Annotated in this window: 18 protein-coding genes; 1 reads left to right on the forward strand and 17 read right to left on the reverse strand. The window is 38.1% G+C overall.

The genetic code is table 11. The features are described 5' to 3' along the window. Nucleotides 1–242: 242 nt before the first annotated feature. From BTHG_RS05280 to BTHG_RS05325, 11 genes are all read right to left on the reverse strand, one after another. The gene (locus BTHG_RS05280; protein WP_010283104.1) at nt 243–638 is read right to left on the reverse strand and encodes a (deoxy)nucleoside triphosphate pyrophosphohydrolase; all 396 of its coding nucleotides are present in this window, start codon (nt 636–638) and stop codon (nt 243–245) included. Nucleotides 639–979: 341 nt separating this feature from the next. Next, nucleotides 980–2614, reverse strand: a complete 1635-nt coding sequence (locus tag BTHG_RS05285) for a S8 family peptidase (protein ID WP_010283106.1) — start codon at nt 2612–2614, stop codon at nt 980–982. Nucleotides 2615–3209: 595 nt separating this feature from the next. Then, nucleotides 3210–4211, reverse strand: coding sequence for an ABC transporter ATP-binding protein (locus BTHG_RS05290; protein WP_010283108.1), 1002 nt, complete (start codon nt 4209–4211; stop codon nt 3210–3212). Next, on the reverse strand, nt 4208–5206 hold the full coding sequence (locus BTHG_RS05295) for an ABC transporter ATP-binding protein (RefSeq protein ID WP_010283110.1): 999 nt from the start codon (nt 5204–5206) through the stop codon (nt 4208–4210). Before BTHG_RS05295 ends, BTHG_RS05290 begins: the two co-directional genes overlap by 4 nt. Beyond that, nucleotides 5181–6125 carry an ABC transporter permease gene (locus BTHG_RS05300; protein ID WP_010283112.1) on the reverse strand — a complete coding sequence of 315 codons (945 nt, stop codon included), beginning with the start codon at nt 6123–6125 and terminating at the stop codon, nt 5181–5183. The genes BTHG_RS05295 and BTHG_RS05300 overlap by 26 nt, the downstream gene beginning before the upstream one ends. Then, entirely contained in the window at nt 6122–7111 is a 990-nt protein-coding gene (locus BTHG_RS05305; RefSeq protein ID WP_010283114.1) for an ABC transporter permease, read from the reverse strand. The genes BTHG_RS05300 and BTHG_RS05305 overlap by 4 nt, the downstream gene beginning before the upstream one ends. A gap of 67 nt (nt 7112–7178) precedes the next feature. Then, nucleotides 7179–8864 carry an ABC transporter substrate-binding protein gene (locus BTHG_RS05310; RefSeq protein WP_010283116.1) on the reverse strand — a complete coding sequence of 562 codons (1686 nt, stop codon included), beginning with the start codon at nt 8862–8864 and terminating at the stop codon, nt 7179–7181. A 147-nt stretch (nt 8865–9011) separates the two neighbouring features. Then, nucleotides 9012–10037 carry a LacI family DNA-binding transcriptional regulator gene (locus BTHG_RS05315; protein WP_010283118.1) on the reverse strand — a complete coding sequence of 342 codons (1026 nt, stop codon included), beginning with the start codon at nt 10035–10037 and terminating at the stop codon, nt 9012–9014. A gap of 256 nt (nt 10038–10293) precedes the next feature. Beyond that, the gene (locus tag BTHG_RS27790; RefSeq protein WP_010283121.1) at nt 10294–10560 is read right to left on the reverse strand and encodes a family 1 glycosylhydrolase; all 267 of its coding nucleotides are present in this window, start codon (nt 10558–10560) and stop codon (nt 10294–10296) included. Beyond that, the gene (locus tag BTHG_RS24300; protein WP_010283123.1) at nt 10526–11629 is read right to left on the reverse strand and encodes a family 1 glycosylhydrolase; all 1104 of its coding nucleotides are present in this window, start codon (nt 11627–11629) and stop codon (nt 10526–10528) included. Before BTHG_RS24300 ends, BTHG_RS27790 begins: the two co-directional genes overlap by 35 nt. A 311-nt stretch (nt 11630–11940) precedes the next feature. Beyond that, nucleotides 11941–12783: an aldo/keto reductase gene (locus BTHG_RS05325; RefSeq protein ID WP_010283125.1), complete on the reverse strand. Its 843-nt coding sequence runs from the start codon at nt 12781–12783 to the stop codon at nt 11941–11943. A gap of 187 nt (nt 12784–12970) precedes the next feature. Here BTHG_RS05325 and BTHG_RS05335 point away from each other — a divergent pair, with 187 nt between their 5' ends. Continuing rightward, nucleotides 12971–14287, forward strand: a complete 1317-nt coding sequence (locus tag BTHG_RS05335; RefSeq protein WP_010283127.1) for a short-chain fatty acid transporter — start codon at nt 12971–12973, stop codon at nt 14285–14287. A gap of 43 nt (nt 14288–14330) precedes the next feature. On the opposite strand, the gene BTHG_RS05340 is transcribed toward BTHG_RS05335, so the two are convergent. From BTHG_RS05340 to BTHG_RS05365, 6 genes are all read right to left on the reverse strand, one after another. Then, the gene (locus tag BTHG_RS05340; RefSeq protein ID WP_026021705.1) at nt 14331–14777 is read right to left on the reverse strand and encodes a DUF6376 family protein; all 447 of its coding nucleotides are present in this window, start codon (nt 14775–14777) and stop codon (nt 14331–14333) included. A 93-nt stretch (nt 14778–14870) separates the two neighbouring features. Next, nucleotides 14871–15155 carry a hypothetical protein gene (locus BTHG_RS05345; RefSeq protein WP_010283131.1) on the reverse strand — a complete coding sequence of 95 codons (285 nt, stop codon included), beginning with the start codon at nt 15153–15155 and terminating at the stop codon, nt 14871–14873. 449 nt (nt 15156–15604) lie between these two features. Next, nucleotides 15605–16303 (reverse strand): polysaccharide deacetylase family protein, encoded by a 699-nt coding sequence (locus BTHG_RS05350; protein ID WP_010283133.1) that lies wholly within the window; start codon nt 16301–16303, stop codon nt 15605–15607. 103 nt (nt 16304–16406) lie between these two features. Continuing rightward, nucleotides 16407–16607 carry a cold-shock protein gene (locus BTHG_RS05355; RefSeq protein ID WP_010283135.1) on the reverse strand — a complete coding sequence of 67 codons (201 nt, stop codon included), beginning with the start codon at nt 16605–16607 and terminating at the stop codon, nt 16407–16409. Between the two features lie 239 nt (nt 16608–16846). Continuing rightward, nucleotides 16847–17836 carry a biotin synthase BioB gene (gene bioB, locus BTHG_RS05360; protein ID WP_010283137.1) on the reverse strand — a complete coding sequence of 330 codons (990 nt, stop codon included), beginning with the start codon at nt 17834–17836 and terminating at the stop codon, nt 16847–16849. A gap of 38 nt (nt 17837–17874) precedes the next feature. After that, on the reverse strand, nt 17875–18471 hold the full coding sequence (locus BTHG_RS05365; RefSeq protein WP_010283139.1) for a biotin transporter BioY: 597 nt from the start codon (nt 18469–18471) through the stop codon (nt 17875–17877). Nucleotides 18472–18489: the final 18 nt, after the last annotated feature.

Consider the following 18489-nt stretch of genomic DNA (forward strand, 5'->3'; position numbering starts at 1 on the left):
CATTTTCAACAACGCCCATACAATGCTCTGAAATCGACGCTAGTTCCTAGTAAGTATTTTATTCAGTAATCATTTTTAAAGACTACTGATTTTAAGATTGTGCTAGTTTTTACGTAGAAATATGAGAAGAAAGAAACACATAAAAAAACTCAAGTTTAATCACTTGAGTTTTCATTTGAGACTAATTGTATGCTACTGATAGCCTTATAGATTTATAGTTTCTGATCCTCTACATTTACACTTCAATATTCCTGTTCCATTAATTTTCGAACCGTCGGTAGATCGGCTGGTGCCCAATCCAAACTTGGAAGTTCGGATGATGATAACCATTTTAGCGCGGCATGCTCTGTGAGCGTTGGTGTTCCTTTTACTAATTTGCATGAATAAGTTGATAAATGAACAATGCCAAAATCATATTCATAAACGGTTTCATCAATTTGGGAGCCAACATCAATCTCACAAAGCATTTCTTCTTTTATTTCGCGTTGAAGTGCTTCTTCGGAGGTTTCATCCTTTTCGATTTTCCCACCTGGGAATTCCCATTTTAAAGCTAGTAAGTTGTTTGGCCCTCTTTGGACACATAGTATTTTTTCTTTATCGGTGATTACACCGGCTACTACATAGATATGCTTGGGCATCTTGTCCTCCTGTTTTTACCAGCCAAAGTCGTCGGGGTACTCGGTTTGTTCTGTTGTCCAATACGGAGAAGCTATACATCCTTTCCAGTTCCTGTACACCTTCCTTACAATCATCGTAATCTGTATAAAATTCAGCAATCCATTTTGCACATACAATCTTATTCTTTTCCACTTTCTTTATCTTTATTATAACGGACCTGCAAGTAGTCAACAACATGACATCTTAAGTACATCCGATTTTATGCAAGAAAAAAGAAGAGCCTCCAAAAGGAAGCTCCTTGAAAAAAATTTTCGGGAAATATAGTCGCACTGTTATTGGCCAAGAATCCCCTTTTTATCCTTTAATACATCTTAAATGTCGTTGAAGCTGTACTTGTGGTATACCCGCTCTTTGATGCTGTGGCATCAACTTGATATGTGCCTGTTGCTGTGTAATAGTTTGTTCCAATTGACCAAGTGGCAACACCAGACGAATTTGTGGTTCCAGTTGATGTAACACTTGTGCCATTTGGACGTGTTATTTTAAAGGTAACTGTTGCGTTTGCAATAGCTGCACCATTTTTATCTTTAACCGTACTCGTTACATAAATCGTTTCCCCACGGTAATAGTAGCTATAGTTTGTTGAAACAGTGGTGACAGTATCTGTTGATGTTGGTGGTGGAGGTGTTGTACCACCGCCTCCTCCTGAAGCGGCTACAACTGCGGCATGTGCATCGACGATACCATATCCATACTGCGTAAAGCTTCCAGCCTCTTGTGCAGTATCGCGTAATATTTGTCTGGCTTCCGCTACTGAAATATCAGGATTTGCTGCTCGTAGTAAACCTGCTACCCCCGCTACATGTGGAGTCGCCATTGATGTTCCAGACAAGGTTGTATACCGACTGTTTGGATATGTGCTATAAATGCTAGAACCTGGTGCCATTAGTTCTAAGCCTGAGCCATAGTTTGAAAAACTTGACCGGGTTCTGTTTGATGTCACAGATCCGACTGCAATCACACTGTCATAAGCCGCAGGATAGGAAATACTTGAAGCACCATCATTTCCACTTGCCGCAACGACAATTGTTCCTTGGGCAACAGCAGTTTGGACGGCTTCATCCATACTTTGGTTATACCCCCCGCCACCTAATGACATATTGATGACATCAGCATCAATATCAGCAGCGTAGAGAATTCCTTGTGTGATTCCATATAAAGAACCTGAACCATCATCACCCAATACCTTTACAGGGATCAGGGTTGCATTTTGCATGACCCCCGAAACAGTTCCATAGCTTGCTATCGTGCCCGAAACATGCGTACCGTGTCCTTGAACATCCATCGTAGTTCCACCAACGAAGCTTTTACCTAAGCTTGTGTTCACGAAATTGGCTAGACTAGGATGGTTATGGTCAATCCCCGTATCCAATACAGCTACCTTAACAGCATTCGAACCATTGGTAATTGTCCACGCCTCTGGTGCTTTAATCATGTCATAATGCCATTTTTGATTTTGATGCACAGCTTGGATTGTTGCAGTCCCTTCAATCGCCATCATTTTATAGTTTTCGGAAATATAACGGAGCTTGAAACCTAGATTCTTTAATTCGTTACGTAATTCCTTTTTTGCTATGTTACTAGATTTGTATTGGTCTGGGGAGTACTTTACCAAGTAGACTAAGCCCATTTTTTCGACTACTTTTTTGTTGAAACTTTTACTTACGAGTGGTTTTACAGAAGATTCTTCTACATGGAGTGTGTCGATAATTGTAAATCCTTTGCTATTTAGAACATCTTCCTGTGCTTTTATACTTTGTTCGCTCTGTATCGTGATATCCGACTTACCATTTTTCGGTTCAACAGATACAATCAGCTCTCCCTCAATAAAGTCTTGATTTCCTTTTGCTTGATCTGGCTGATTCGCAAATGAAGTTCCTGCAAACATCGTGAATACTAGTAACACAACAATTGCAATACGAAACCATTTTCTCATCCACATACCTCCAAAAAGAATTTTTACTGATAGTCAGTGTGGTTATGATATTTGCGGTGTTACACTCCCTTCTATGTACTTTTTATACAGATAAAAAAGCAAAAAAGGATTCTTCGAAACCTTTTTACTTTTTAGCTGTCAGGAATAAACAAAGTAGGTACGGGTTCTTATGCAGTGTTTGAACTGTTGAGGAATTGTTGAGTAGAAGTAATTATTGTGTTAGAAACGTAATATTGTCTTACCTCCATTACACTACTATTTTTCTACAACCGCGGTCAATATATTTTGTAAATTCAGTTATTTATTACCATAATGGTGTTTGACACTTGAATCTGGTACGGGCCTAAGTATCTAAAATGATAGACAATCTTATAGTAGGTTAGTCTTTTACGGAGATTCACCGCTTTGGTGCGATAAATTATCATTAAAAATTTAGAGCCTATAGAACAGACTGGGTGGGAAATGAACAATTACTCGAAAAACTTTGAAAAATATCAAAAAGAGCCTCTTAAAAAGAGGCTCTTTGATAGTCTGGTAAATAACAATAAGAGTGTTTTTTAATCATAGTTCATATTTCAAGTTCCTGTACTCAATACTAGGACAACGAACCTGTCCCAGCCTTCCAATGATGACATGCCACAAAGTGACCTTGATTTGTTTCATTGAGTGAAGGCATAGTTTCTTTACACACGTCAGTTGCCAATGGACAACGATGGGCAAATGGACAGCCTAGTCTGCCTTCAGTCAAATCCGGTGGTTCATTTGACATATCTGTTAAGTTGATTTGAGATTCACTTCCAGGTGTTGCGGCAAGTAATAATTGGGTATATGGATTTAACGGTTTTTTTATGAGTTGTTTTGATTCCGCAATTTCCATCACCTTACCGCCATATAAAACCATAATTCTGTCTCCAAAATAGCGAGCAGAGGCCAAATCATGCGTAATGTATAAATAAGATAAATTGAGCTCTCTCTTCAATACATTCATTAATTGAAGAATTCCGGCTCGTATTGATACATCCAACATTGATGTGGGTTCATCTGCCACGATAAATTGTGGATTAACCGCTAATGCCCGAGCAATAGCAAGACGTTGTCTTTGCCCACCCGATAATTCATGTGGATATTTTTTTCTTATCTCATTTACAGGTGTTAAACCAACCTGAACAAGTAATTCGGAAATTTTCTCACTTAATTCCTTCCCCTTAAATCCTTGATGCTTTTTCAAAGGAAATGTAACATGACTTTCAATTGTTTTAACAGGATTCAAAGATCCAAATGGATCTTGGAAAATCATTTGAGCAACTTGTCTATAATTCTTAAGTTCCTTCCCTTTATAATCGTTAATTTCATTACCATTAACAACGATATTGCCTTCTGTTGGTTTTAAAAGTCTTACTAAGGCTCTTCCAATTGTTGTTTTCCCACTACCTGATTCGCCAACTAATGCGAGAACTTCACCTTTTTTAATTTGGAGAGAAACCTTATCAACAGGTGTGATAAACTTCTTTTCCCTATGACCACGCACAGGAAATTTTATAACTAAATCCTTAACATCCACTAGAATCGAGGAATCATGTAAGACTGCTTCCTTCATGACTTTTGCACCTCTTTTCTCACCACTTCATAGAGATGGCACTCAATTTCCCTATTTACTACCTTACTTATTGCTGGGCGCTCCGTCATACATCGATCATGCACATAGGGACACCGTGGATGGTAGGCACACCCGCTTGGCAATTCCACAAGGTCGGGTGGATTTCCAGGTATACCTTCAATTGTTACATCATCTGCGGTCAGGTGTGGAATCGCCTTCATTAAACCTTCCGTGTAGGGATGGTGTTTTTGTTCCGATTGGCTTAGTGATTGACTATCGGTAATTTCAACGAATCTACCTGCATACATGATGGCTACCCTTGAAGCTAGCTCTGATACCAAACTAAAATCATGACTGATAAACAAAATCGCGAACTTTTTCACCTTTTGGATTTCTTTGATTTTATCTAGAATGGAACGCTGTACAACAACATCTAATGCTGTTGTTGGTTCATCCATAATAACTAATTTAGGATCAAGTGCAATGGCAATCGCAATGACAACCCTCTGCCTCATTCCGCCTGACAATTCATGTGGGTAGCTTTTTAAATGGGCTGGATCAATACTAACAATTTTCATTAACTCGGCTGCTTTCACTCTTGCTTCTTTCTTTGACATATTTTTGTTATGACTAAGAAATACATCAAGAAATTGTTCTTCTATTGTTAATACAGGATTTAAGGCATTCATGGCACTTTGAAAAACCATTGACATTTGACTCCAGCGGAATCTACGCAGTTCTTCTCTACCCATACTGTATATGTTTTTACCCATTACTTTTATTTCACCATTTGTTATAACAGCATTATTTTTTAATAGATGCATAATTGCATTCCCAAGAGTCGATTTTCCTGAACCCGATTCCCCTATTAAACCAACGATCGAATTTTCATAGATTGTAAGGGATACATCATTAACCGCTTGAACCATCCCCGCTTGTGAATCATAACCAACTGAAACATTTTCTAGCTCAAGCACTGGTATTTTTTCTTCCATGATTCTTCCTCCTTTTTTGTGCCTTTAAACGAGGATTGGTTATCTGATCAACCGCAAAATTCATGAGTACCAAACTAAGTCCAACTAACCCGATTCCTAATCCAGGAGGAATGAACCACCACCAAGCTCCTCTAAGCATGGCACTATTATTACTCGCCCAGTAGAGCATTGTACCCCAGCTAATGGAATTAATGTCTTGGAAACCAAGGAAAGCTAGACCAGCTTCAGCTAGAATTGCTCCCAATGTTGCGAACATCATATTACCAGCAATAATAGACATCATATTTGGGCAAATTTGTGTAACCATTATTCGGAATGAAGACATCCCTGACATTTTTGCTGCTGAAATAAAATCACGGTTGGCAAGTGTCATCGTTTGAGAACGGAAGACACGTGCTCCCCACGCCCACCCTGTAAGGGCAATGATTAAACCCGTTAAAAAAGGTGTAGAAGCTTGTAAATAAGCTTGAATAACAATCAACAAGGCTAATCCAGGCATGACTAAAAAGAGGTTTGTAAAAAAGCTTAAGATTGAATCCGTTAAACCACCGCGATACCCACCCACAACTCCAACAAGCAATCCAATGATGGTGCATAGAAAACCTGCACCAAATCCGACAATCATTGTATTCCTAGCACTGAAAATAAACTGTGAATAGATATCCTGTCCGGTATTCGTTGTTCCAAACCAGTGATCAGCAGTTGGTGCTAAATTTGGCACATGAATGGCTGCACTCGGTGAATATGGCGCAATCAGTGGTGCAAAAATTGCAATGAAAAGAAAGAGTAAAAAGATAATAAAACCTGTTGCTGACTTTGCATTGGTAAAGAAAGGTTTTAATACACCTAATACGGTAAAAAAATTGCTTCGCCTTGGGGCTACCTTTTGTTGTGATGATGGTGCTAATTCCGTTTTCACTGTTCAATCCCCCCTGAACGAATCCTTGGATCCAGACGACTGTATAATAGATCAACAATTAAGTTAGCAACAAGGACAGCTACAGCTATTAATAGAAAGGAAGACTGAATCATAGGAAAGTCCTGTGAACGTACTGCACTTGTTAGTTGATTGCCAATCCCAGGATAAGAGAAGACCTGCTCTGTTAAAATAGCTCCACTGACCACATTCCCCATCGCAATAGCGAAACTGGTTAATTGAGGTAAAATAGCATTTCGTGCTGCATATGTAAACATTAGTCTTGATGTTTTGACACCTTTTGCTTCAGCAAATGTGACGTAGTCTTCGCCAAGTGTATACATCATATTATTACGCATCCCTACAATCCAACCACTTAATCCTCCAAGTATTAATGTAATACCAGGTAAAAATGCGTGGTTTAACACACTTGAAATATATTCCCTAGTAAAGCCAGGTGTGATACCAGGATCATAGCCGTGGTACATTGGAAACCAGTTGAGTTTAAAACCAAAAACAAATACAAATAGTAAAGCAACCCAAAAGTAAGGCAATGCCTGAAAAATCATCGATACCACCGGTAAAGTATTGTCAAGAAATCCTTTTCTTTTCCAGGATATATATACACCTAATGCAGTACCTAGAAAAACAGAAATCAACGTACAAATACCAACAAGGCCAATTGTCCATGGGATACTTGCTTGAATCATATCGCTTACAGGTGTTGGATATTGCATGAATGACAAGCCCCAATTAAATGTCAATAATCCTTGGAGATAATCAATGTATTGCTGCCATAAACTAGCTTGCCCAATACCATAAGCTTCCTTCATCGCGTCTAACGCGGCAGTTGTCAATTGCCCTTGGAACTTTGCAAACATTGCATCAGCTGGATTTCCTGGCATCATACGGGGTAATAGAAAGTTTAATGTAACGGCAGCCCATAGGGATAGGATAAAAAAACCGATGCGATTAAGCACGTAGCGCATTGTTTCCCCTCCAATTTTACTTAGTATAATGAAGGGAAAAGGCCAAAGCCTTCTCCCCATAGACGTATTAGTTTGCAGGTTCCAATTTTGAAATGACAATAGCAGGTGCAGGCCAGTTAAATGGTGCTGGATTTACATAAGGATCCTCTTCTGTTGGCCAGCCTACCCAGTTTTCAGTTCTGTATTCGTACCATACTGGACCATTAACCAAAGGAATTGTTGGTAAGTGTTCAAGCATTACATTCTGAAGATAATGAACTGCTTTCATTTGTTCTGCTTCATCTGTTGTGCCTTGATAAATTTGTAATGCCTCATCTGTTTTGGGGTCATTCCATTGCTGTAGGTTCCAGCTACCATTACTATTCAACATATCTTGATATTGAAGGTAAGGTGTCGGACCTGCATTCGTCCAAGAAATGGCCAAGTCGTACTCGCCACCTTGGATATTCGTTGAATAAGTTGCAAATTCAGGCATTTGTACGGTTACTTCAATTCCAATACTAGTCAAAGATTGGGAAATCAACTGTGCCATTGTTGCCCAGTCCGTCCAACCAGATACAGTTTGTAATGTGAAGGATAATTTCTCACCATCCGGTGAAACAAATATTCCATCCTTTCCTTTTTTATAACCAGCGTCTTCTAACATTTCGACAGCCTTATCTACATTATATTCGTAGCTTAGTTGGTCTTCTGGTATTTTAGGATCAATCCACTTTTCATCTCTTGGTAGGATTAAAGCAGTTGTACTAGGAAGTGGGTCATATCCAGATGCTGCTTGATCAGAAAGCTTTTGACGATCAATTGCAAGACTTATTGCCTTACGAACAACAACATCACTTAAAATTGGGTTCTTTAAGTTAGGATATAGCGTAACGTTATTACTTGCAGGGAACCAAAAATGGTTGTGCTCTGGATTTTGTGCTACATACACATTTTCAGCATCCGGTATAAAAATACCTGCCCAATCAAGCTCACCTTTAATTAAAGCTAATTGTTCACTGTCATTTCCAGTAAATGCTGGGAAATGAATTTCTTCTACAGTATAATCATCAGCATTATAATGACTTTTGTTTTTAACCATTTTGTAAAGTTGTGGATCGAAGGATTCTAGTACATATGGTCCTGTACCAACAGGATCTGTTATTTGAGCTTTTGAAGGATCTCCGAGGTCTGCAAAGATATGTTCAGGTACAATTAATGCTCCTAAAACATAAGATTGAAATGGAACATTTGGTTTATCGAAGTTGAATGCGACTGTTAAATCGTCTTGTTTTTCCACAGATGTTACTTGAGCCCAGATACCTGATGTATCTGCAGCAGGATATTCCTTAAGTAAATTAAACGTAAATACAACATCATCAGCATTGAAAGCTTCTCCATCTGACCAAGTAACGCCTTCACGAAGTTTTGCTATTAACGTTTTGTTATCATTAGTCCACTCATATTCAGTTGCTAGCATCGCATACTCATCACCACTGACACTATCAAAGAACCAAAGTGACTGATAAATTAAACCATTTGTACCACCCATCGCTGTAGATGAAAATGGGTTAAAGTTTTCCTGCCATTGACCTGCAGGTGAAAGACCAACTATCAAAGGTTTTAATTCTGCATTACTATCTTTGTTTCCAGTATCTCCCGTTTCCTCTTGACTTTGGTTATCAGATGAACCTTTATCCGTACATCCCGCTAAAACTAGAGCAAAAGCAAAAAGCAACATCAACAAAAGCAAACCATGTTTTTTTACATTCATTCATTTTGCCCCTTTCTTTTTTTGTGAGAAAACGTGTCTTAAAATAAAACTGTAAGATGTATACATTCGATGCACTTAAGTAACCGTTTTCAATAATCTTAATGAAAAATTACTTACTTTTACACTTTATTCCACCCCCTTAAATGCTCATCCTTTTACGTATTTTGAAACTGTGTCCCGTATGATTAACTCTGTATCAATGGTAAAGGGACTCGCTTGATAATTACTATCATCCATAAGTTTTAATAATTCCGCAGCGGCTGTTTCCCCCATAATTTCCTTTTTTTGGCGAACTGTTGTTAGACTTGGAGATACATAGGATAATAGACTCAAATCATCAAAACCAATTACAGAAATGTCTGTACCAACTTCTAATCCCTTATTTTGGATAGCCTTCATAGCTCCTATCGCCATCATATCCCCTGCGCAAAAAATCGCAGAAGGGGATTGGCTATCCTCTAGCAGCTCCATGGTTGATTGATAACCACCCTTCTCCGTGAAATCACTACGTTTAATCCATTTTTTTTCAATTGGGAGTTTGTGCTTTTCCATCGCTTGGTTGTAGCCTAGTAATCTATCTTGTCCCGGCTTGGTGGAGAAAAAATCTGTTATAAAAGCAATTTTTTTATGACCCATACTAACTAAATAATCAACAGCGCTTACGGCCCCACCAATGTTATCCGAACAAAGATAATTCGCACGCGGTCCGATTAAATCCAAATCAACTGACATACAAGGGATTCCACTACGTACTAAGGTATCAAGATTTTTATCTGTTCTTGGAACACCTAGCAAAAATAAGCCATCAACATTTCGGTGTCTTGCACGTGCCTCAAAAGTTTCCACTTGGTTATCTGGATGATTATTTGTAAAAAAGATTAAATCATAACCATGTTCACCAACTACATCCTTAAAGCTTGCTAAAATATCTTGCAAGAATGGGTGTCGAAACCCAGTATTCAAATGGTCTCTAAAAAATACACCAACTGTTTTGGATTTCTTCGTTGCTAAACCTCTCGCGATAGAATTCGGGTAATAACCTAACTCTTCTGTAATTCTCTTGACCTTCTCAACCGTCTTTTTTCCGACATCTGAACGTCCATTAAGGACTTTTGACACAGTTGAAGCAGAGACTCCTGCCTTTTTTGCGATATCGTAGATAGTTGGAAACATAAAACTTCTCCTTTACTTATTCACAAATGCAACGTCGAAAGCGGTTTCGTTACTCCCATTTAACACCATTTTTTCCCAAATGTAAAGGCTTACATTTAGATATAATAACAGAAAAAACGACATGAAAATCCATTATTAATGTTCTTTTTTATGTCGAAGATCCAAAATGAAACAGCCAAACCGTTCTTCATAAATTTCACAAGAAGGAAAAAATAATAGATTTCTCTGTTTAGTAGATTATTTAAAAATAATGAGGTTAAACCTCTCTTGCTAGTATCGTATCACGGTAAAATTTCGCACTATCCTTTAACATTCTTTGCTGACTTTCGAAATCTACATACACAATACCGAATCGTTTCTCATACCCGAATGCCCACTCAAAGTTATCCATGAACGACCATAAATAGTAACCTGAAATGTTCACCCCCTGTTCATTCAATTCCGCAATTGCTTGTAAATGCTTCCGAATATAGCTTGTTCTCTCTGTATCATGGATTTCGAGGGTTTTCTGATAATTCATCATGGTAGGAAGCTCCATTCTCAGTAATAATAATTGGTAAATCTGTATACTCTTTTCGTAAACGGCGAATTAGGTCCTGAAATTCCAACGGTGACACGTCCCAACCCATTCCTGTTTTCTCATAATCAGAATATGCATGCTTATACATAAAGTCATTTGCACTATTAAATTCCGTAATGGTACGGCTATAATAATTAATACCAAAGAAGTCACACTTTGTAGATATTACTTCCATATCTCCATCGTGGACAAAAGAAAAATCATGGACATATTTGGAAAATAGATTGACCATGTCATAAGGATATTTCCCCTTAAATATGGGATCTAAAAACCAACGATTTGAATAGCCATCTGCATTGTTAGCCGCAATTTTATCGTTAAAACTATTGCTAGCTGGATAAACCGGACTTAAATTTAATGTAATCCCAATTGGTGTAGTAGACTGTAATTCTTGTTTTAATAGATTAACAGTCTGACCATGTGAAACTAAAATATGATGAGCTGCTTTTAAAGCCTCTTCCAAATTTGAATGACCTGGTGCATGTACTCCTTGATGATAACCGAGGAAAGCTGCACACCAAGGCTCGTTTTGTGTGATCCAAGAATCCACTTCACCATCCAGCTCTTCAAATACCTTCTTTACATAGGTACGAAACCAATTAAGTGATTTTCGAGATGCCCAACCACCTTGGTCTTGAACCCATTGGGGTAAATCCCAGTGATATAAAGTAACGACAGGCTTTATCCCATTTGCTTTTAACTCATTAATTAGGTTTTTATAAAACTTCATACCTGCTTCGTTGTACATTCCTTCATGTGGGAAGATTCTCGGCCAGGCAATCGAAAATCGATAACTTTCCACACCAAGACTTTTAATTATTTGAACATCTTCTTTATAACGATTATAGTGGTCACAAGCAACTGCACCAGTGTCACCTCGTAGCACTTTCCCTGGAGTCTCTGCAAATGTATCCCATATCGATGGTGACCGACCATCTTGAGTAACCGCCCCTTCAACTTGATAGGATGAAGTAGCCGTTCCAAACGTAAAATGCTGATCAAATTTTCGCAACCTTTCCCCCCCTAAGAACACTATACCTTCTTTGTAAAACTAGATGTCATACACACCACTATCAAAACAATTAATGCATTTGGCAAAGGCAATTCCTACAGTATGAACAAGAATTCCACAAAACGAAACCGCTTTCGTATTATATTAGCAGTAATGGAAACTTATGTCAATATCTGAAAATTTAGATAGAACAAGAAACAAAAGAAGGCATATTGAAAAGTTAACACCATTCAAAATGCCTTCTTTTGTAAAGGTTCATGTGTCTTCTTTTAGAACCATCTTCTTGTCTTATGTTTGTGTTTTACAATAGTTTAAAATTCCTCATATGTCGCAGGGTCCTGATTATTTATTCTCCCATCAGGGCGACTTAATGTTGTGATTTGATTCATTTCTGAATCATCTAAAGAAAAATCAAAAATTGATATATTTTCAAGTTGGCGTTCAGGTGACGCAGATTTCGGAATCGAAATAGCCCCTAGCTGGAAATGCCAACGTAATATAACTTGAGAAACTGTCTTGTGATGACGGTTGGCAATGTTCTTCAATGTTTCATTATGTAAAACATCATTTGCTCGGGCTAATGGACTCCAGGATTCTGTGATAATTTGATGAGCTTCATGCCACTTTCTTTGTTCAGCTTGATTAAAATATGGATGTAATTCAATTTGATTGATGCTAGGTTTGACACTCGTTTCTTTTTCTAAACGTTCGATATGCTCAGGTAAGAAATTACATACGCCTATCGACCGAATGAGGCCCCATTTTTTCGCATCTATCAATGCCTGCCAAGCCTCAACATATTGATCTTGTCTTGGGTTTGGCCAATGAATAAGATACAAATCATAATAGTCCAAATTGGATCGGTATAAGGATTCCTGAATGGTTGTTACGGCTTTTTCATATGTATGATAGCGACCAGGCAATTTGGAGGTAATCCGTAAATGTTGTCGTGGGACGGAACTCCGTCGAACGGCCTCTCCCACAGTTCCTTCATTTTCATAATTGTAGGCAGAATCAATTAATCGATAGCCCTGATGAATAGCACTTATAATTGAGTTTGCACCAGTATTACCTTTTAGTTTGTATGTGCCCAAACCAATAGATGGTAATGATGTCCCATCATTAAGCGTGACCTCTGGAATCAATGTACTCATTTAGCAACACTCCCTTCCTTTTTCAGATTAAACTTTTTAGGATGGAAGTTCAACAGATACATTTTTTGTTTTTCAGCAAAAATGCAAGGTGTACTACTGTTCCATTTTGGATTCAACCACTTAAACAACAGATGGTTATAATACATTCTCCTTCCTCATACCTTTTGTAGTAAAAGGAGGGGATAAAATGTTAAACAGAGTGTCAGAACGGTTTTCGCGTGTGATTCAGCGGTATTTGCCAGATGCATTTGTTATTGCAGTGTTGATGACTTTGTTTGTTTTTGTTTTGGCCTTCTTTACAACTCCTGCTGATCCAATGAACTTGTTTCAGTCATATGGAGATGGATTTTGGACTTATTTAGCTTTTACAATGCAAATGGTGCTCTTGCTTATGACGGGGATGGTTCTTGCTTCCGTACCCTTTGTAAGAAGAGGGTTGGAGGTAATTTCTGCAAAAGCTAATACGGCATCAAAGGCATATTTATTTACATTCCTCATTTCGGCTGCTGCGTATTACGTTAACTGGGGGCTAGCTGTTGTAGTCGGTGCCATCGTAGCTCGCGAGGTTGGGAAAAGGAATAAAAACGCCCATTTCCCACTATTGGTTGCTTGTGCATATGCGCCAACTGTCCTTTATACAGCCGGACTTTCGAGTTCAATCCTTCTCACCATCGCAACAGAAAATCATTTTCTAGCCGATGTAATGGGGGTTATTCCAACTTCAGAAACTATCTTCCACCCAGGTACGGTAATCATATTCTTTACACTACTCATCACGATACCTATTTTCATCCTCCTAATGGCTCCAAAAAAGAACATCATTCCGTATACGGCAAAAACAGAACAGTCCACTATTGAAACGGAAACAAAAGAAGATACTAACACACCTGCCATCCGCTTAGAAAACACACCTATTTTGGGAATTTTAATAGGTTTAGTTGGAATCATATATGTGTTGCTACAGTTTTCAAAAAGTGTAGATTTAAACTTAAATCTTATTAATATCTTATTTTTATCGTTGGGTCTAATTTTTCATCGCTCACTTGGGCAATACGGTAAAGCCTTTAAAGAAGCGGCGGGGTCTATCTCCCCGATTATTTTACAATTTCCATTCTACGCGGGGATTATTGCTTTACTTGGAAGTTCAGGTTTAGCAGATAAAATTATTAATGGGATGACTTCGGTTTCAACTACTGAAACATTTGGTGTCTTTACGTATTGGACAGCTGGACTTGTCAATATCCTTGCTCCATCAGGTGGAGGTCAATGGGCACTACAAGGACCACTACAAGTTCCTGCAGGACTCGAACTCGGTGCCGATCCAGCAGTTGTCGCCATGGCCGTCGGCTGGGGAGATGCGTGGACGAACCTCATCCAACCATTCTGGGCATTGCCAATCTTAAGTATTGTGGGTCTTCATATCCGTCATATTATGGGATATTGCATTCTACTCAGTGTGTGGATTGGGATTGTGACATCAATTTTGATTTATTTTGTGTATTAAAAAAAGAACGAGGCGCACCTTTACTAAAGAGATGCGCCTTGTTCTATTCGCCTATTTGTTTGATTTGATCAATTGTATTTGTTACGTTTTGTAAGGTTTGAAAAAGCTCACTGTTTTCAAGAAGAGCTGGATCTAATTGTCCATTTTCAATATTATCTAAATACAGAGTAATGCCTTCTTTCGCTTGTTGGTTATAATCCACTATTTGCTGATGAAGATCCGCTGCCATTTCTGGTGGCTGCAGCAAATTGAATGTATCCATGTTCTTCTGCATGTCAGTTAGCTTTGTCTCAAGATCCTCCCTAGCCTGTTCATCTGCAACAGCCTGTTCTGCAAGTGTTGGAGCTTCGTTTATAAAAGTACTAACCTCATTGACATAATCTGTTGCTTCATTTACATACGTTACAGTATTATTAACATTCTCAAGGACAGAACAAGCCCCAAGAAAAAGCAACCCTAATAATGAAAAGACTAAAAAACGTTTCTTCACTACATCTCCTCCATTTTTCGGTACAACATATATACGATTCAAGAGGGAAAAGGTTTCAGTTCTTTTGTTGTTTCCCATTCCTCAAGGAAATTGCTAGATTGTATATTTGCCGTTAAATAGGACAACATGCTTACGGTTTCCAATACCCTCCCCTAATACATCCCAATAAGGTAAAAAATCAACTTTGATATGGTCAATATAAAGGGACTCTTCCATTAAATGATGGAAAACATCATCTTCTCTTTCGGCTCCGCTATATTCAAGGACAATGTCTAAATCACTTTCTGGATAAGAATGAGCGTATAGTCGACTTCCAATGATAGCTACCTTTTTCACTTCAACATCAAGTCCAATAAGTGAAGTGTCAATGTGAGTCATAATGAGAGAAGTTAATTCATCTTTTGTATAATGACTTAAACCGTTAATTTCAATCGTATCCAGAATAACACCTCACTCCTTATTTTTCTTATTGTATTTGATGCTTATCATAATCGTGTTCCAATCAAAGCAAAAAGAACCATCGCCTATGAGAAATGGTTCTTTTTTAGGTATACACGCTAAACAACTCGCCTTCCAGTACCACTTCTACTGGTTTATACACATCAAAAGGTTTTTTGGCAAGTTTTGCTCCAGCTTTGTGATATTCCATTTATGTCTTTTTCGATATACCATTTATCGTTTTTCGGCTTGGCCATATACCATTTATGTCTTTTTCGATATACCATTTATCGTTTCTCGGCTTGGTGATATTCCATTTATGTATTTTTCGGTATATCATTTATCATTTTTCGGCTTATCTATAGTATCGTTGAATGTTGACTGTTGAATTACATCCCCTGGAGTTCATTAACTGTTACAAACGAGTAACCTTCGTCCTCTAGCACTCTAATAATCCCCTCAATTTCTTCTATTACTATATCGATATCCTCATACATGGGATGTATCAGGATGATTGATCCTGGCTGAATGGATTCTTTGACATACCTTATTTTTTCGACAGGTGTTGGATAGTAGCTATCAGGCTCAATGTTCCAAGTGATTGTGTCTTTGTTTACCTTGTTAAGGTAGAATGGGAGACCCATCAGTTTTTTTCCGTTTGGTGGGCGAAAGTCGATTTCACCTTTATAGCCTGCTTCACGAATTAGCTGGTCTGTTTTTTCGATTTCACTTTTTATAAAGGAAGGTGATTTAAAAATCATGCGATTATGAGAATACGTATGATTCCCCACCTGGTGTCCTGCGTCTACGATTTTTTTTGCTTCCTCTGGGTATTTCTCGATATCCTGACCAATTAAAAAGAATGTTGCATTTACATCATATTTGTCCAAAAGCGATAGGATTTCGTTGATATTTTCGGTTGGGCCATCATCAAATGTCAATGCGACCACTTTTTGATCCGTATCTACCTGCTGTGTAAGCCCCCCTAATAATTGGAATGACCTTGTATTCATTAGCTTATATGTACCACCTAACAAAAGAAAAACAATTAAAATAACGACAGCACTAATCATTAATTTTCTTTTCATCGTTTACTTCCTTTTTTGAACCACAAGAACCGTCCCTATGGTTTCATTTTTCAAAAAAGAGGTACACCGAAATCGGTGTACCTCTTTTTGTTAATGGCTGTTATTAAGCTTTTCTAACGTTTGATGCTTGTGGGCCACGTTGACCTTGTTCTACATCAAATGTTACACTTTGACCTTCGTCTAAAGATTTGAAGCCGTCGCCTTGGATTGCTGAGAAATGTACGAATACGTCATCTCCACCTTCACGCTCGATGAATCCAAAACCTTTTTCTGCATTAAACCATTTAACTTTACCTTGTTCCATAATAAATTGCCTCCTAGTGCGGTGTTCCACACAATGTGTTACTATCTGAGTTCAAATACCTTAGACGAAAAACAAAATTCATTTCTTAATCTGAATAAGAACAAAGATAATTCTTATTTAGAATAACAGCTTTTGAAGAAAATAGCAAATGATATTTCTAAACCGACAAATGTTTACAATTTTTTTGTAGGTAATGAGGAGCTGTAAATTGCTCCTCAAATGAAATGTCATCTTCATCTTTAGTTGTTTACTGGAACTCCATAATCGATTTCAAACCCGAGGTCTTCAAGCATCTTGTGATCCGCCGAGCCTTCTTGACCGGCAGTTGTGAGATAATCTCCAACAAAGATGGAGTTTGCGGCATAGAGGCCCAGTGGCTGAAGACTTCTTAGGTTAACTTCTCTTCCACCTGAGATACGAATTTCCTTTGTTGGATTGATAAAACGCATCAGGCACAACACCTTTAGACAATATCGTGGATTTAACACATTTGTACCCTCCAGTGGCGTTCCAACAATTGCATGTAAGAAGTTAACTGGTATGGAATCAGTATCTAATACTCGTAAGCTTTTTGCCATGTCAACAACATCTTGCTTTGATTCTCTCATCCCTACTATTACTCCTGAACAAGGTGAGATTCCCTGCTCTTTTATCGTTTCTATCGTATTGAGCCGATCTTGGTATTTATGAGTTGTTGTTATGCTTTCATGATGATTTTCGGAAGTATTAATATTATGGTTATAGCGGTCTACTCCCGCTTCTTTTAGTTTTTTTGCTTGGTCGGTTTTTAAGATTCCAAGACAGGCACAAACCTTTAAATCATATTTTTCTTTGATTTCCTTTACAGCCGAGACGACATGGTCCACTTCTTTATTACTAGGTCCGCGTCCACTCGCTACAATACAATAGGTCCCGACTTTTAATTGATGAGCTTGCTTAGCCCCCTTCAAAATCTCTTCCTTATCTATCATTCTGTATTTTTCAATCTGTGCTGTTGAGATACTAGATTGTGCGCAATACCCACAATTCTCAGGACATAACCCAGACTTTGTATTAATTATCATATTTAGCTTTACTTTATTCCCATAATAATGATGACGAATAATGTAGGCACCGTGTAGCACCTCTAATATTTCTTCGTCTGGAGAGTTTAAAATTTCCAAAGCCTCTTCATTACTAAGTTCAAAACCATTAATAACCTGCTGTGCTAATGCTTTCCATTTACTCATTAAATCTCCTCCACTCATTTTTTCTACATATCTATCTTTTAAACCGTTCTTCTTAAACTCTTAAAATGACCTCGACTGACAACGGTCCGTTCAAAGCGATGTGCAAATACCGCAGCTCCGATTGAAAGCAAAATGTCCTTTGGTAATGGGACAATCATCCATAACCAAGCCATCGAATACGAAAATCCTTCTGGGGCTTCAGCCCAAAGTTTATAAGAGAAATACATCCAATTGGTTCCGAAAAGATAATTAATGGACATCCCAATAAGTGATGCAAGTATATATGTATGGACCGTTCTTTTCTTATCGACGATTTTGCCCGTCACATATGCTGTAAAAATAAATGAAATAATAAAACCAAATGTAGGGCTAAATAAGTGAGTAAACCCACCGCCAAACTTCGCAAAAACAGGGACTCCGACCAAACCAACGAAAGTATAGACAAACATGCTGATTGCGCCAATGCGACTTCCTAATATCGCACCAGCCAATATTGCGAAAAAGGTTTGCAAAGTGATGGGTACTCCACCAACTACCATAAATGGAGCGATTGAAGTCACGTTCGCCCCAATGGCCATTAAAGCAACAAACATTCCTACTAAACTAATATCAACGGTTGATAACTTCCACTTCAAATTCTTCTACCTCCTTTT

This window comes from Bacillus timonensis, assembly GCF_000285535.1.
In the GTDB taxonomy this organism is placed as follows: domain Bacteria; phylum Bacillota; class Bacilli; order Bacillales; family Bacillaceae_L; genus Ferdinandcohnia; species Ferdinandcohnia timonensis.